Origin of the sequence: Psychrobacillus sp. NPDC096426 (genome assembly GCF_044762745.1) — a bacterium.
In the GTDB taxonomy this organism is placed as follows: domain Bacteria; phylum Bacillota; class Bacilli; order Bacillales_A; family Planococcaceae; genus Psychrobacillus.
Window position 1 is genome coordinate 101,142 of sequence record NZ_JBIWEX010000006.1, and the last position, 14,100, is coordinate 115,241.

The window sequence follows — 14,100 nt, forward strand, 5'->3', positions numbered from 1 at the left end:
TTTCCGCTCCAGGCGGACGCTTTCGCGGGCACGGCTTCAGCTCGCGCTGTTCCCGCCGGAGTCGCCGCCTTGCGCTTCAATCAACAAAAATACGCTGACTAATTAGCATTAACATAGATGAATCATCTAATAATGCAATTTTACATTCCAATAATTGTCGTTTTCTATTAGTAATTTCTTCAATATGGGAATTGGTTGCTCTCATGCTAATTTAGTTGCCTTCAACATAGAAATGGTTGCTTTCAATGATAATTAACTGGCCTTAGCCTTATAGTGGATTTTTACTGCTTTTCTAATAAACCTTTTTGTTTTAAAGTGAGAAATTAAATACTCAGCAAGCTTCATCGCTCACCCCGCGGAAAGCGTCCTCCCTGTAGCGAAAACCATTGCGGACACTTTATTCAACTTGCTAAGACGCACTATCTCTATATTTTGAAAGAGGAGGCCTACCATGAAAGAACAAGATCATGATCGGTTATTACGGATAAAAACAGAAGGAGTTCGGGAATGGCAACATCAATCCGCACATTACAATCGCTATGAAGCAACTCCTTATAAGGCGCTGGAAGCTCTATTTGATGCATACGACTGCGGAAGTAATGATAAATTTGTAGATTTCGGTTGTGGTAAAGGAAGGTTTCCGTTTTATATTCATCACCATCTTCATGTTTCTGCAACAGGGGTGGAGATGAATGGACAACTTTATCAGGAGGCTTTAGAAAATTTAAATAAGTACATGGAGCGAGCAAAGCATTCAAGGTCATCTATTCGGTTTGAGCATATTTTTGCCGAAGGGTATGATATAGAACCAGAAGATAATCGATTTTATTTCTTTAATCCGTTCTCTATTCAAATTTTTCAAAAGGTTATCCATAATATTCTTTTATCGGCCGAACGCTATCCGCGTTCAGTCGATGTTATACTTTATTATCCGACAATAGAGTACATACGGTTTATGGAAGTGAATACTGCATTTGAGTTGTTAAAGGAAGTAAGGGTGCCGGAATTATATATACAAAATACGAATGAACGGTTTATGATTTACCGATATGAATGATAAAAGCACCTCTCAACGTGAAAGGTGCTTACTAAATGTTATTTTACAAGTCTATCGAGAAGCTCTTTGTATTTCACATACCAGACTTCCCATTCCTCTTTTCTAGCTATTGACCTATCGTCTAATAATGCTTCAATTACGTCCAAGCAGACGTGCCAGCCTGCTAGGTCTCTTGCTGTATGTTCTGTGATCGATGTCATCGTTTCGATGAAAGTTAATTGACAGCCATCAGAAACAGATGATAATTCAAATCGGGCAATGTCTTTGTCCCATTCAAAAGCTAGAGTTTTTAAAGGTTCATAATCTAAAATTTGCATATCAATGAAAGTTCCATCTTGCATATCGAACTTGATAAGCCCCCCTTGACGTAAATCCACGACTTGAAGTTCTATAAACCATTGTTGCAACTTATCATTTTCCGTTAACATAGCCCAAACTTCTTCTACTGAATGATGGAGTTTTCGTTCGTAGCGAGCTGCATAAATATCTTTTTCTTTTTGAATCGTTGCGATCATTTGTCTTTCCCCCTAGGTTTGAATTATAGGCAGTGCATTGCTTCTTCCGCTTCATTCCATGGAACTTTATATCCTTTTCCTTTTGCACAAAAAATAGAAGTGGAAGTGTATTCTGGATCTGCTTCTTTATTGTAGCTAACTTTTTCAATTACTTCCTCTTTATTGTGACAACGATCGTATCCTCCATACAGCAGGCTAAGCGTTCCTTTGCCCTGTGTGAAGGAAGCGAACGTTGTACTGTAATGCATGAAGGTTGCGACAGGTACACGGCCTTTAACGATTACTTGTTCTCCTATGTTTTCAGGGGAGTTAAAAGTTCCGTGTGCTTGTTGAATATCAGATAAAACTCTACCAATGTGGTTCATATCGACTTTTATTTTGAAGTCATAGAAAGGTTCTAAGAGTACATTTTTGGTTTTTTCTAAACCTTGTCTTAAAGCTCGGTAGGTTGCCTCTCGAAAGTCACCTCCATGCGTATGTTCGTTATGCCCACGACCAGTAAGCAGTGTAATCTTTACGTCCGTTAGTGAAGAACCCGTAAGAAGTCCGTGATGCTCACGTTCCAATAAATGATGTAACACTAAGTTTTGGTTACCGATAGATAAATCATTCGCATGACAAACGTTGTCCAAGGAAATACCACTATCACGTTCAGCAGGCTCGATTAAAAGATGTACTTCTGCATAATGTTTAAGTGGTTCAAAATGACCGTAGCCTTTTACTGTTGTGTCAATTGTTTCTTTATAAAGAATCCTCGGTTCGCCAAAAGAAACGGAGAAATGAAAACGTTCTTGGACAATTTGTTCAAGTACTTCCAGCTGAATAACACCCATCACATGCACATGTATTTCCTGAAAATGCTCATCCCAATACACACGTAAAGAAGGGTCTTCTGCATCTAACAAGCGAAAGCATCGCAATACTTCTTTGACATGGACAGAGGGGTCAAAAATTACTTTTGATTTTAAAGTAGGAATCATATCGAATGTTGTTTTCTGTGCAAGTGTACCAATACTATCGCCAATGGAAGGGATAGATAGCCCTGTTACGGCAACTAGCTCTCCAGCAAATGCTTGCTCGACGGTTTTATATTTGCTTCCATTGTACACGCGAATTTGCGTGATTTTTTCTGTAAGCTTACCCAGAGTCACTTCATCTCGTACTTTTAGTGAGCCATTTAATAATTTGAGGAAGGTTATTCTGTTTCCGCTTTCGTCATGACGAATTTTGTAAACTTGTGCTGCGAAATCATCTTCAGGGGCGTAGGTAGTTTCCGTTAACCAATCGAGTTTCTCTAAAAACTGGGTGACGCCTATATCTTTTAGTGCTGAACCATTTGCACAAGCGAAAATCTGATTTTCCTTTATCATTCGTTTAAATGCCAGCTTCCACAATTCCTCGTCAAAGCCGGTGTCCATGAATTGTTCCAAAAGCGCTTCGTCCCGTTCAGCGATAAATTCGATAAGCTCCTCATTAAAACCATTCGTCATATTACATACATCTTCGGATAAATTAGCACGGATTTCTGCTAATACTTTTACTACATCGATGCCTTCATAGTCGGTTTTATTGATAAAGAAGAACGTTGGTACTTGATGTTTCCGAAGTAGCTGCCAGACAGTTTCTGTATGTCCTTCTACTCCATCTACCGCACTAATAATGATAATCGCGTAATCCATCACTTGGATAGCCCGTTCCATTTCCGGAGAAAAATCGACGTGACCAGGAGTATCTATGACGTAATAAGTGGAGTCGTTATACGTAAAGATTCCTTGATCTGCAAATACGGTAATGCCTCTATTTTTTTCTATTGAATGGCTATCGAGGAAAGCATCCTGATGATCGACACGACCTCTTTGTCGAATGGTCTTTGTATGATAAAGTATTTGTTCGGAAAAAGTTGTTTTTCCAGCGTCTACATGTGCGAGTATCCCAATTGTTTTATGCATGAAGTCACCTCTGTTCATTTGTAGCGAATGACTTTATTATAGCAAAAAGCAAAAATGGAATAAGGTGATAGTAAAATTATTTTTGTGACGAGCTTTCTGCGTAGCTACACGAAGAAGAGCCACAGTGTATTTTAAGTTACACTGTGGCTTATTAGTATTAGGATTCCGCATGAACGTTTGTATCTTTTAATTTCATACGTTTGAACATTTTCCATGTCAATCCATCATGTGGCTTAAGTAAAAAAACGAGCATAAATAATACACCTATCATTGCAGCCATCATTCCAGCAATGGATGTATTCCATAGCTTTGCCAGATAATATCCCGTAATTGCTGCAGTAACACCAATAGTCATACTCCATGCAATCATTCCCGGAACACTTTTACTCATAAGGTATGCTGTTGCAGCAGGTCCGATGAGCATCGCCACAACGAGCACTGCACCCACACTATCGAATGCGGCAACTGTTGTTAAAGAAACAAGCGTCATGTATGAATAGTGCATCGCTACAATCGGTAATCCAATAGATAATGCAAAAACCGGATCAAATGTAGAGAGTTTGATTTCTTTGTAAAAGAAAACTAGATATAACACGTTCAATGAAAAGACGATTAATAGCATCCAAACTGCTTTTGGCATCGTTAAACCAAATACATTCCAAGTATCCCAAGGAACAAATGTAATTTCCCCCATTAATACATGCTCTACATCTAAATGAACGTTTCCAGCAAATAATGTAATAAATAATATACCTAACGCAAATAAGGTGGTGAATACAACTCCAATTGCTGCATCCTCCTGTAATCCCCCTGTTTGTAAAACTTGCACGAGATAGGTTGTGAGTATACCTGCAATAGCAGCACCGACCAACATCCAAAATCCATTTAACGATTGTGTAATCATAAACGCAACAACAATTCCAAATAATACAGTGTGGCTAATGGCATCTGCAATCATCGCTGTTTTTCGTAAGATTAAAAAAACCCCTGTTAATCCACAAGTGATGCCAACTAATGAACCTGTTAAAATCACCCATAATTCATTCATGGCTTGTCGCCTCCTGCACTATTCTACGTTGTTTAACTGCCTTTTTCTTGAGTGACTTGGACAAAAGTCCCCTTGTCGGTGCAAAGAAGTAGGACAATAAAAAGAGACTAGAAGCGCTAAGTACAATGATTGGTCCTGTTGATAATCCCACTCGTAAAGAGCTAATAATCGTTCCTAACGCACCAGAAAGAGCACCAAAAAAAGCACTCGTTACAAGAATAATTCCAAGATGATTGGACCAAAATCTAGCTGCTGCAGCCGGTATGATGAGCATTGCTGCCATTAAAATAACACCAACCGCTTGAATTCCTGTCACGATCGTGAGTACAGTAAGGGCTGTTAGTAAAATTCGTAATCGCTCGACAGGTAATCCAATACCTTTTGCAAATACTGGATCAAAAATCATCAACTTCCATTCTTTAAAGAAAAGCAAACACATTAATATGATTAATAGTGCACTTCCTGACAACCAAATCAGGTCATTTTTCGCCATTATGGCAGCTTTTCCAAATATAAAATCATTCAATCCACTCTGGTTCCCTGATCCACCTTGGTTTACAAGAGTAATTAATACAACTCCAAAACCAAAAAATACAGATAACACAAGCCCAATCGCCCCATCAGCTTTTAACTTAGATCGACTGACAATCCATTGAATCATGTAAACCGCTAATGTAGAAGTAATAGCAGCACCTAACATAAGAATAGGTAAATCTTTTTGTTGGACAATTAAATAAGCAAGTGCAATTCCAGGGAGAGCGGCATGTGCAGCTGCATCCCCTACCAAGCTTTGCTTTTGAAGAAAGGAAAAAGTTCCGTTTAAACCAGCAGCTATCCCTAACAAAATCGCCCCAACAAGCACCCAAAGCAAGTTTCCAGTTAATATCATTTCCTCACCTCTCTTAACTTAATGTTTTGTTCGATTTCGTCTGATCCATAAAAAATAGCTTTCCGCCGTATGCATCTTGTAGGTTTTCTTCTGTGAATGTTTTTTCGGTCGGACCGGATGCAATAACAGATTGATTCAATAGAATTATCCAATCAAAGTAGTCAGATGCAGTTTGTAGGTCGTGATGAACAACAAAAACAGATTTACCTTTTGCCTTTAAATCTTTTAATATAGCAATAATCGTACGCTCAGTTGCAGCATCAACACCAACGAATGGTTCATCCATAAAATAGACTTCTGCCTCTTGTGCGAGTGCTCGTGCCAAAAACACTCGTTGCTGTTGTCCTCCTGATAATTGTCCAATCGATCGATCGGAAAATGATTCCATTCCAACGTTTTTTAAACAATCCATTGCAATTTGTTTATCTTTTGCAGAAGGTTTCTTTATCATTCCTGTATGTCCGTAGCGCCCCATTAAGACAACGTCTAAGGAATTTGTTGGAAAGTCCCAATCAACTGCATTTCGTTGGGGTACATAACCAACTGTGCGATCTTTTGGATTAAGAGGGCGTTCCAAAACGTGGACAGCCCCTGATTTGTTTGGTAATTGGTTTAGTATTGCTTTAATTAATGTGGATTTCCCGGCACCATTTGGACCAATAATCCCTGTTAGACGCCCCATTGGAACAGATAAATTTACTTCATTTAAAACAACTTTTTCCTCGTAAGCGACAGTTAAACTTTTCACTTGTAATGCGTTCATTTTGCTCACTCCTATTTTAGTGAATCGACAATCGTGTTGACATTATGTTTGTACATCCCGATGTAAGTACCTTCCTCTGTACCTTCCGCACCCATGGCATCCGAATAAAGCTCCCCACCAATTTGAATGGTATGCCCTTTTTCTTTTGCCCCTTCAATTACCGCTTTCATTGCTTTATCAGAAACACTGGACTCTACGAAAACTGCTTTTATATTATTTTCTACTAGAAAATCTACAACGTTTTGAATGTCTTTTAATCCGTATTCAGAGTCTGTACTTATCCCTTGTAAACCACGTACATCCAATCCAACACTATTTCCAAAATAGTGAAATGCGTCATGGGCTGTTATAAGAATACGTTGTTTTTCTGGAATTTCACTAATACGACTAGCCGTCCAATCCGATAAATCAGCTAGTTTTTGAAAATACGCCTGTTCGTTTTTTACAAATGTATCTTTTTGATCAGGTAGTTCTTCTATAAGCGTTTTTGTAATTTCTTCTAGCGCTATTTGCCAAATTTCTATACCAAACCAAATATGTGGATCAGCAAGATCTGGATTCTCTTCATTGCTTAATATTCGATCTTTAGGAATAGCTTCTCCAATCCCGCGAACGGTTTTTTCTTTCTCCATTTTTTCAAAAACATCGCTCATTTTTCCCTCAAGATGCAAACCGTTATAAAAAATAATGTCTCCCTCTTCTAAAGTTTGCAAATCACCTTGTGTTGCTTTGTATAGGTGGGGATCCACTCCAGGCCCCATTAATGATTTTACTTCCACAAGATCTCCGGCAATTTCTTTCACTGCGTCTGCAATTTGCCCAGTTGTCGTAATAACTAGTGGCTTTCCTTCTTTATCTGAGCTTCTTTCGGTGTTGTTGCTACATCCTACTAATAAAATAGTAGTAATGAATAAAAATAAAATCTTTTTCACTATAAACACTCCTTTTCCCTTACACTATTTTATTTCCCAAAAGAAACTTTTAGACTAAAAAAATTTAATTTTTCTAAAGTGCCATTAAATTTCCTCGAGGAAACATTTGTTCATTAGGTTAACATCTAATTATTGATTTGTCAAAATACTTTATGTAAGTTTTTTAAAAAAGGTGATTATAAGAAAATAATTCCCTTAGTGTTATACTGTAAAGACAAATTGAATTGAAAGGAGTTATCTATTTATGCAATACTCGAAAACAAAAATGGAGCAACTAGTGAAACATAGTGCGGATCTTTCCAAACGGTTGAAAGAAGTAATGAAAGAGCATGACTTAGAAAAAAGTTTTGCACTAAAAGCTTTGTATCACTCAGAAGTAAAAGACGGCGGCAAATATCAGAGGGATTATCAGGAGTTATAGTTATTTAAAAGGTGTTAAGTTCAATTGAACTTAACACCTTTTTCTATGTGCGAATAAAAACAATTCTTAACAATTTGATAATAATAAATTTACAAAAAACTCACACCAGATTAACAATTCGGAAATATTATTTTAGTTGGAGATGTTCATTAAAAACGGGAAGGAGAGTTTCCGTACGAAATTGGTATAAAAAGTAAAGATGAGCGACCAAATTACATGGGGGAATGAAAATGAAGCGTAAAATTTCAAATTTAGTAATGGCTACTGCTGTGTTAACGGGAAGTGTAATCACGCCTGTAGCGGTAACTAATGTAAGTGCAGCAACTGCTCAACAGCAAAATACGCAAAAAGAAACAATTGTTGTAAATGGTCAAGAAAAAGTAATTAATGTTACACAATCAAACAAGACAAAACTATATTCAATCGATCAGCTATCTCAAATCATGGCTGCTAATGTGAAATACAATAGCAATACAAAGACTTATGAAGTTTCCAAAAAAAGCGGTAAACAAGTTAAGAAAGTTGACTACAAAGTAGACTCTGCAACTGCATTGATTAATGGTAAAAATACTAAACTAAATACACCTACTAAAATGGTTGAGAAAACATTATTTGTAGAAGTGGATTCTTTCGTAAAAGCATTAGGTGGAGACTTACTAGTAGATAAAAACCTTCAACTTACAGTGGCAGGGACTTTTAATTTTGCAGATAGATCATTATTAGTTGATGGAACTGCTAAAAATGTAAAAGCTCTAAATATAGGTGGAAAACAACTATATTCCGTACAAGACATTGCAAAGTTATTCTCTGCGACCGCTACATTAAACAATAATGAATTGCTTGTTACGCAAAAAGATAAAACGATTAAATTGAAATCATCCAATAAATCAATGGTAGTAAATAATAAGTCAGTAAATTTAAAAGAAAATCCTGTTTTAGTTAAAAATGTCGTGTATGCGGAGCTTTCCGATTTAATTTCCGCATTAGGTGGAGATCTAGTTAAACTTCAAAATGGTTTCTTTGTTGCAACAGCAGGACTAGTAAATGGAGATACATTTAATCCACAATGGGTTGATAACGGAACAGTTCTTGTAACGAATGAAACGGAAACAGAAAGTCGTTCATTACTTTTCAATCTCGCTTCTAAAAAAGGGACATTCACAGTAAATGCAACTGAATTAGTAGTTTCTCCTAACGGTAAACAAGCTATTTATTCAGATGAAAACGGTTTTGTATATTTAGTAGATTTAGTAGCTAAGAAAGTAAACGAATTGAACATAAAAGACGACTCTTCAAAATTGGAATTTGTTTGGTCACAGGATGGGCAAAAAGCTTATTTCTTACAAGGTTCTAACAGCGATGTAGTATCTTCTATCAATGTAACAGACGGTTCTATTAAGAAACTTGTTGATGATAAACAAAACTACAAAACGGATCTTCGTTTGTCAGTTGATGGTAAAAAACTTCTTTACGTAGTAGGAAAAGAAGGAAAAACAACACTTACAGAAGGTGAAGATCCAGAAGTAGATAGCATTGACTTAACAGATACCGAGGAACAAATTTATGTTATTAACTTAGAAGATGCTGAACCAAAAGCTGTTTCCGTTACAACTACAAAAGATAACAAAGTTTTCCCAGCCTTTTTAGGGAACGGAAACATTGTATATGTTAGTTCAGACTCGGAGAGTGACAAACTTCCAGAAGTAAAAGTGATTGACGGAGAAAATGTTGTTTCAACTATTATTACGAATAAAGATATTACAAGCCTCTTTGTAACTTCTAAGGGAGAACTAATGATATTGGTGAGCGAAGGTAATGGTTCTGTCATTTATGAGTGGAATACTTCTACGAAGGAGTTAAAGAACATTGCCCAAACGAAATTAGAATTAACATCTTTCTCTGTTTCGAATGATGGAACTTCCATCGTTGCAACAGCACCAGGTACACAAGGGGAAAAATTAGTTTTATTTAAAAATGGAGTAATGGAAGTTTTAACAAAATAGGATAAGGGGTAGGTAAACAATGAAGATTATGAAAAAAATAGTAATAACAACGCTAACATTAGCACTAGCGGTAGGTTTTACATTTAGTGGAGTAGCTTCTGCAGAGACATCAGGGAAAATTGTTGTAGCGGGATCAACAGCACTACTTCCATTAACGCAACAAGCGGCGAAAGAGTTCAAAAAAATTAATCCTAAAGTGTCCGTATCTGTTTCAGGTTCTTCATCAATAGCTGGACCACAATCAGTAACAAAGGGTGCTGCAACGATTGGTGCGGTTGACTGGGATGCGACAAAAGAAGTTCCTGGATTTAAAGCGTTTAAAGATTTGAAAGCACATAAAATTGCGGTTATTCCATTTGCAACAATTGTTCATAAAACAAATCCTGTTAAAAATTTAACGACTAAACAATTACAAGACATTTATGCAGGTAAAATTACTAACTGGAAAGAAGTTGGCGGAAATGATGCGGCAATCGTTGTAGTAAACCGCAAACATGGTTCTGGTACACGCGTAAACTACCAAATGAAAGCTCTAGATGGAGCAGCTTTTATGACAAAAGGTGACAACTATAAAGAAGTTGGGAAAAGTGGAGAAATGGTTACGGCTGTTGATTCAAACCCAAATGCAATTGGTTTTGTAGACTTTGCATATGTAAAAGGGAATATTAAAGCAGTTGATTTCAATGGTGTAGCAGCTACGACGGATAACGTTATTAAAGGAACATACAAAGTTTGGAGTTATGGTTACCTAGTAACGAAAGGCGATCCAAAAGGCGCTGATGCGGAATTTATCAAGTATATTCAAAGCGGTAAGTTCCAAAATGGTTCTTTAACTAAATTGAAGTTTATTCCAATTGATAAAATGAAGTAAGTTCTATTTAAGTAAATAGGTTTAAATGCCAGCCTTTAATAGGCTGGCATTATGTTAGTATTTGGGGGATATTATGGCGAAAATGGAACAAGAGTTGCGGCAACCTTATTTGATAAGCAAATCTGAAAAACGAATTATTTCTAGGACTTATTTTCGAAATCGAATGTTTCGTCTTTTTTGTTTCTTAAGTGTTTTAGTTTTAGGAGTAGCATTATTATCCATTATTGTTTTTGTAGGTCGTACTGGACTTTTAGTATTTAAAGACGTTTCTTTCCAAGAATTCTTTTTTTCAACGATTTGGGAACCGTATGATGACAAATTTGGTGCAGCAATTTTTATATTGGGAACACTTGCTTTAACAGGTCTAACATTGTTATTCTCAGCACCAATTTCCATCGGAGTAGCAATCTTTACTGCCGAAATAGCTCCTAATTGGCTAAAGCGAATATTGCGTCCTGTGCTAGATTTATTAGTAGGCATTCCATCTATTGTATACGGATATTTAGGCTTAACTGTACTTATCCCTTTTTTACGAAATATAACAGGAGCTACGATGGGGGATGGACTGCTTGCTTCAGCTATTGTGTTAACTATCATGGTATTACCGACTATTTCAAGAATAAGTGATGATTCTATTACTTCTGTTCCTTTAGAGTTAAGGGAAGCAAGTTATGCACTTGGGAGTACAAGAATGCAAACAACCCTAAAAGTTATTCTACCAGCCGCAGCACCTGGAATCTTCACTGCTGTTATTTTAGGAATGGCACGTGCAATAGGCGAAACGATGGCAGTGGTTATGGTTATAGGTAACACTCCTCAACTACCATCTGATTTATTCACTCCAACATCTGTTTTAACAAGCAATATTGTGAATCAAATTATTGATGTAGAGTTTGATTCAACTTGGAATAATGCTTTATATATGATGGCATTCTTATTACTAATTATTTCAAATTTATTGATCATAATTATTAGAAAGCTTCGAATAAAAGGAGCATGAGTATGAATGGAAATTCGCCTAATAAATTTTATAAACAAATAAAAAAAGCAACGGATAAAACGTTCACGATAGGTTTATGGATAATTACTTCACTCATCTTATTGCTTATTTTTGCATTACTTATTTATATTTTATCTAAGGGGATACCTAAAATATCCTTTCAATTTTTAATAGGGTTACCTAGTGAAATCGATGCTGGTGGTGGAATTGGTCCATTTTTAATTAATTCTTTTTATGTGTTAATCATTTCTTTATTGATCTCCCTACCAATTGGAATTGGATCCGGAGTATATTTATCTGAATATGCACCTCAAAATAAATTTACAGAATTCATAAGAACCTGTGTGGAAAGCTTGGCATCGGTCCCTTCCATTGTCATTGGTTTATTTGGTTACGTGTTATTTGTGGATCTATTTAATATTGGTTTAACGATTATTGGTGCAGGTATTACGCTGTCTCTTTTAAACTTACCTGTTATTACTAGAGTCACGGAAGAAGCAATTCAAGCTGTACATAACGATTTAAGAGAAGCTTCCTATGCACTAGGAGCAACAAAATCACAAACCATTTTGAAAATAGTGATACCTGCTGCTTTAAATGGAATTATTAGCGGGATAAGTCTAGCAGCGTGTAGAGCATTCGGTGAGTCGGCCTTAATATTATTAGTAGGGGGAACAGGGACATCCGGTGATATGTGGGATTGGAATTTCCTATCGCAAGGAGGAACTTTACCTGTATACTTATGGTATGTACAATCGGAAGCATTGGTAGAGGACGCATCCGAAATTGCGGATAAAGCTTCTGCTTTGTTAGTTTTAATAACTCTCATATTGAGTTTATCCATAAGACTACCGTTATGGATAAGAGATTTTCGTTTTCATGACAAGTTTAAATAAGGTTGGGTAGCCTTTCTCATAAAAACTGTAGTGTAGACGTTTTCTAGATATCAGGAACTATAATTCTAAAACGAAAAGCGTACCGATCATTTGTTGACTCGGCACGCTTTCCTTTCCCTTCCTATTAAGGATTAACAGTGGATTTGAGAGCCTTATTATCCGAAAATCTGTGCTGCAATGCTATACAACGTATTATTCCGTAATGGTAATTCATTTGAATTTATTAGCATAATCGGTGGTTGGCTTACTTTTATAAAACCGCATTTCTCCAGTTTAGACATATAAATGTCATTCCCTGAAGGAACATCAATTCTTAACTTCCCAGGGTGATTTTTCGCTAGTTCATTAATTATTAAAAGTGCTGTTTCGGAATCAGCAGCCACAATTGGACCTAAGATAAGATTAACAGGCCCTTTAACTGACAAACCATAGCCAATAATTGCTCCATCTAGACTTTTAACAACTAAGGAATCTTTTGACTGATTTATTCGATTCATAAGAAAGGTTTCTCTATTAACTCCGAATGCTTCTGTATCGAAACTTATTACTCCGGATAAATCTTCCTCACTTAACGGACTAATATTAGAATATAAGTCACTACTTGTAATGAGGGGTTCGTAGCTATTACAAAGGTACTTAGAAACTATATCTATCGTATGGAACCCCATTTTCTCATACATAGGTTTTCCATCTTCCGTTGCAATTAACATAATCGGTGTATTGATTGGAACAGATTCCAAGCATTTCTCGACAGCTTTTCTTCCCAAACCCATTCCCCTGTAATCTTCTCTAACAATAACCATACCAATGGATGCTAATTTTGAACTGTAATCAATAATTGCTGCACTGGAGACTATCTGACCTTCATCATTTTTATGACCATAAATTCTTCCAGAGGACATTACTGTTGTAACTTCATCTACGTCATAATCCCACCCAACTGAATTGGATAAATCAATTAATCCAAGAATATCATGTGTCTCAAATTGCTCTAAAAAGAGTTCTGTAATATTAAGTGGACGCATATATATAACACTCCAAATTAACCTGTTCTATTGCGAGATAAGATATTTTTCTTTGAATTTTGGACTTAATTCACTCCAGACATCAAATTTATTGCCATCTAAGTCATAGAAAACAAAGTTATTTCCTGCATGTCCTCTGTCTTCTATTTCTCCTACTTTTATCTGTTTATCAATAAAATCCTTATGAATAACTTCTAGTGAATTTAATCCATCCACTTCAAATGTTAAAGAGAAACGCTCTTGACCGTAAATATCATAGAAGTTAGAGCTTTGATCTTCTTTAGATTTAACAAGAAAAATACTTTGGTTTGCAAAGTTTAGAATTGCTTTGTCTTCATCTATATAACTTAACTCAGCGCCTAACTTGTTTACATACCATTTTGAAGAAATTTCAACATTAGCTACAGGTATATATGTAGTCCCTATTCTTAATAATTTGTCGTTCATCTAGTTTCCTCCTTTTATTGATCCATAAATAGTAATATTCTCTATTTAAGACACTTTTCCTTTATTTAAATCTTAATAAAATTATAAAGCCTCACTCAAAGTTGAGTGAGGCTCCTATCTGACTATCCGTATGGTCAAATATATGAGAAAAACGAAGGGAGATCTTTTCAGATAGTTAATCTGTTTCTCCCTATCTATATACCACGAGGGCAATAGATAAAACTAGAAATATTTTCCGTAGATTTTGATAACCAATCCTTCATAGAATATCTTATCAGTAGATA

At 36.2% G+C, this 14,100-nt stretch carries 14 protein-coding genes; 6 read left to right on the forward strand and 8 right to left on the reverse strand.

Annotated elements, in window-relative coordinates:
* Positions 1–451 precede the first annotated feature (451 nt).
* On the forward strand, positions 452–1,057 hold the full coding sequence (locus tag ACIQYS_RS06965; RefSeq protein WP_402976676.1) for a class I SAM-dependent methyltransferase: 606 nt from the start codon (positions 452–454) through the stop codon (positions 1,055–1,057).
* A 38-nt stretch (positions 1,058–1,095) separates the two neighbouring features.
* Here the strand turns inward: ACIQYS_RS06965 and ACIQYS_RS06970 are convergent, their stop codons facing one another.
* The 6 genes from ACIQYS_RS06970 to ACIQYS_RS06995 form a co-directional block, all read right to left on the reverse strand.
* The gene (locus tag ACIQYS_RS06970) at positions 1,096–1,572 is read right to left on the reverse strand and encodes an SRPBCC family protein (RefSeq protein ID WP_402976679.1); all 477 of its coding nucleotides are present in this window, start codon (positions 1,570–1,572) and stop codon (positions 1,096–1,098) included.
* Positions 1,573–1,595: 23 nt separating this feature from the next.
* Positions 1,596–3,521 (reverse strand): GTP-binding protein, encoded by a 1,926-nt coding sequence (locus ACIQYS_RS06975; RefSeq protein ID WP_402976682.1) that lies wholly within the window; start codon positions 3,519–3,521, stop codon positions 1,596–1,598.
* A 157-nt stretch (positions 3,522–3,678) separates the two neighbouring features.
* The gene (locus tag ACIQYS_RS06980; protein WP_402976684.1) at positions 3,679–4,569 is read right to left on the reverse strand and encodes a metal ABC transporter permease; all 891 of its coding nucleotides are present in this window, start codon (positions 4,567–4,569) and stop codon (positions 3,679–3,681) included.
* Complete coding sequence (locus ACIQYS_RS06985) at positions 4,562–5,458, reverse strand: metal ABC transporter permease (protein ID WP_402976687.1); 897 nt, start codon at positions 5,456–5,458, stop codon at positions 4,562–4,564. Before ACIQYS_RS06985 ends, ACIQYS_RS06980 begins: the two co-directional genes overlap by 8 nt.
* Positions 5,459–5,471: 13 nt before the next feature.
* On the reverse strand, positions 5,472–6,221 hold the full coding sequence (locus ACIQYS_RS06990) for a metal ABC transporter ATP-binding protein (protein ID WP_402976690.1): 750 nt from the start codon (positions 6,219–6,221) through the stop codon (positions 5,472–5,474).
* Between the two features lie 11 nt (positions 6,222–6,232).
* Entirely contained in the window at positions 6,233–7,153 is a 921-nt protein-coding gene (locus tag ACIQYS_RS06995) for a metal ABC transporter solute-binding protein, Zn/Mn family (protein ID WP_402976694.1), read from the reverse strand.
* 244 nt (positions 7,154–7,397) lie between these two features.
* Between ACIQYS_RS06995 and ACIQYS_RS07000 the strand changes: the two genes are divergently transcribed.
* The 5 genes from ACIQYS_RS07000 to pstA all read left to right on the forward strand — a co-directional run bounded on the left by ACIQYS_RS07000 (position 7,398) and on the right by pstA (position 12,344).
* Positions 7,398–7,574 (forward strand): hypothetical protein, encoded by a 177-nt coding sequence (locus ACIQYS_RS07000; RefSeq protein ID WP_402976697.1) that lies wholly within the window; start codon positions 7,398–7,400, stop codon positions 7,572–7,574.
* A 230-nt stretch (positions 7,575–7,804) separates the two neighbouring features.
* Complete coding sequence (locus tag ACIQYS_RS07005; RefSeq protein ID WP_402976700.1) at positions 7,805–9,577, forward strand: stalk domain-containing protein; 1,773 nt, start codon at positions 7,805–7,807, stop codon at positions 9,575–9,577.
* A gap of 19 nt (positions 9,578–9,596) precedes the next feature.
* Positions 9,597–10,448 carry a phosphate ABC transporter substrate-binding protein gene (locus ACIQYS_RS07010; protein ID WP_402976703.1) on the forward strand — a complete coding sequence of 284 codons (852 nt, stop codon included), beginning with the start codon at positions 9,597–9,599 and terminating at the stop codon, positions 10,446–10,448.
* 82 nt (positions 10,449–10,530) lie between these two features.
* The gene (pstC, locus tag ACIQYS_RS07015; protein WP_402976976.1) at positions 10,531–11,448 is read left to right on the forward strand and encodes a phosphate ABC transporter permease subunit PstC; all 918 of its coding nucleotides are present in this window, start codon (positions 10,531–10,533) and stop codon (positions 11,446–11,448) included.
* 2 nt (positions 11,449–11,450) lie between these two features.
* Entirely contained in the window at positions 11,451–12,344 is an 894-nt protein-coding gene (pstA, locus tag ACIQYS_RS07020) for a phosphate ABC transporter permease PstA (protein WP_402976706.1), read from the forward strand.
* Between the two features lie 155 nt (positions 12,345–12,499).
* Here the strand turns inward: pstA and ACIQYS_RS07025 are convergent, their stop codons facing one another.
* Together ACIQYS_RS07025 and ACIQYS_RS07030 are read right to left on the reverse strand one after the other, a co-directional pair.
* Positions 12,500–13,369, reverse strand: coding sequence for a GNAT family N-acetyltransferase (locus ACIQYS_RS07025; RefSeq protein WP_402976709.1), 870 nt, complete (start codon positions 13,367–13,369; stop codon positions 12,500–12,502).
* 27 nt (positions 13,370–13,396) lie between these two features.
* Positions 13,397–13,816: a VOC family protein gene (locus ACIQYS_RS07030; RefSeq protein ID WP_402976712.1), complete on the reverse strand. Its 420-nt coding sequence runs from the start codon at positions 13,814–13,816 to the stop codon at positions 13,397–13,399.
* Positions 13,817–14,100 lie beyond the last annotated feature (284 nt).

Coding starts and splice junctions, on each gene's coding strand:
- ACIQYS_RS06985 (WP_402976687.1), bottom strand. CDS start 5,458: ATGATATTAACTGGAAACTTGCTTTGGGTGCTTGTTGGGGCGATTTTG.
- ACIQYS_RS07005 (WP_402976700.1), top strand. CDS start 7,805: ATGAAGCGTAAAATTTCAAATTTAGTAATGGCTACTGCTGTGTTAACG.
- ACIQYS_RS07000 (WP_402976697.1), top strand. CDS start 7,398: ATGCAATACTCGAAAACAAAAATGGAGCAACTAGTGAAACATAGTGCG.
- ACIQYS_RS06975 (WP_402976682.1), bottom strand. CDS start 3,521: ATGCATAAAACAATTGGGATACTCGCACATGTAGACGCTGGAAAAACA.
- ACIQYS_RS07025 (WP_402976709.1), bottom strand. CDS start 13,369: ATGCGTCCACTTAATATTACAGAACTCTTTTTAGAGCAATTTGAGACA.
- ACIQYS_RS06965 (WP_402976676.1), top strand. CDS start 452: ATGAAAGAACAAGATCATGATCGGTTATTACGGATAAAAACAGAAGGA.
- ACIQYS_RS06980 (WP_402976684.1), bottom strand. CDS start 4,569: ATGAATGAATTATGGGTGATTTTAACAGGTTCATTAGTTGGCATCACT.
- ACIQYS_RS07030 (WP_402976712.1), bottom strand. CDS start 13,816: ATGAACGACAAATTATTAAGAATAGGGACTACATATATACCTGTAGCT.
- ACIQYS_RS07010 (WP_402976703.1), top strand. CDS start 9,597: ATGAAGATTATGAAAAAAATAGTAATAACAACGCTAACATTAGCACTA.
- ACIQYS_RS06990 (WP_402976690.1), bottom strand. CDS start 6,221: ATGAACGCATTACAAGTGAAAAGTTTAACTGTCGCTTACGAGGAAAAA.
- pstC (WP_402976976.1), top strand. CDS start 10,531: ATGGAACAAGAGTTGCGGCAACCTTATTTGATAAGCAAATCTGAAAAA.
- pstA (WP_402976706.1), top strand. CDS start 11,451: ATGAATGGAAATTCGCCTAATAAATTTTATAAACAAATAAAAAAAGCA.
- ACIQYS_RS06970 (WP_402976679.1), bottom strand. CDS start 1,572: ATGATCGCAACGATTCAAAAAGAAAAAGATATTTATGCAGCTCGCTAC.